This window comes from Arthrobacter zhaoguopingii, from assembly GCF_009828595.1.
In the GTDB taxonomy this organism is placed as follows: Bacteria; Actinomycetota; Actinomycetes; order Actinomycetales; family Micrococcaceae; genus Arthrobacter_D; species Arthrobacter_D zhaoguopingii.
In genome coordinates, this window is sequence record NZ_WPNY01000036.1 from 1 (window position 1) to 907 (window position 907).

The 907-nt window shown below is 67.5% G+C and carries 1 protein-coding gene; it reads right to left on the reverse strand.

Features of this window, described 5'->3' with window-relative positions:
• Nucleotides 1–165: 165 nt before the first annotated feature.
• Nucleotides 166–907 (reverse strand): ATP-binding cassette domain-containing protein (locus GVV86_RS18410; protein ID WP_246199905.1); only part of this gene is annotated, 742 nt, incomplete at its 5' end.

The window sequence follows — 907 nt, forward strand, 5'->3', positions numbered from 1 at the left end:
GTCATATCGATGACTGGCAGTTCGCCGGCGACTTCCGGGTCAGTGCCTTCGCTGTCGATGAGGTGAGGGAACAGGACGGTGGAGGTCAGCTGGGTGGCCAGCAGGCCAAGGGCCGCGATGAGGGCCGCGATCTTCGTTGCAGGGATGGTGGTGAGTTTGAGGGTTTCAGCGCGCAGCATGGGGGGTCCGTTCGAAAGAGCTGATCTCGGAGGAGCTGATCATGGAGAGGTAGAAGTCCTCGAGGTCGCCCTCGGAGGCGGCGAGGGCTTCGGCGAGGGTGGTCGCTGAGCGGACCTGCCCCTCGGCGATGGCCACGATGTCATCGGCGATCTGCTCCACATCGGCGAGGATGTGGGAGGACAGCAGGACACTGCCGCCATGGTCGGCGAAGGAGCGCAGGTAGTGCTTGAGCCAGTAAATGCCGGCAGGATCCAGGCCGTTGGCCGGCTCATCGAGCACCAGGATCTTCGGGTCCCCGAGGATCGCCGTGGCGATGGCAACACGCTGGCGCATGCCCAGGGAGTAATCACGGATCCGGCGGTCGGCGTCGGCGCTCAGGCCCACAATAGTGAGGACCTCCTCCACCCGGGCCGCCGCGTGGTGGCCCTGGGCGGCGGCGATCCGCAGGTGCTGGCGTGCGGTGCGACCGGGGTGCAGGCCGCCTGCATCCAGGACCGCTCCGATGACCCGGGTGGGATCGGACAGGTCGCGGAACGGCTTCCCGAACACCAGCGCCTTCCCGGCATCGGGGGCGATCAAACCCAGCAGCATCCGGATCGTGGTGGTCTTCCCGGCGCCGTTGGGCCCGAGCAGGCCCGTGATCCGGCCGGCGCCGACGCTGAAGCTCACATCCTCGACCCGGCGGACACCCCGGAAGGACTTCGAAAGGCGCTCAACCAGGAGGGGT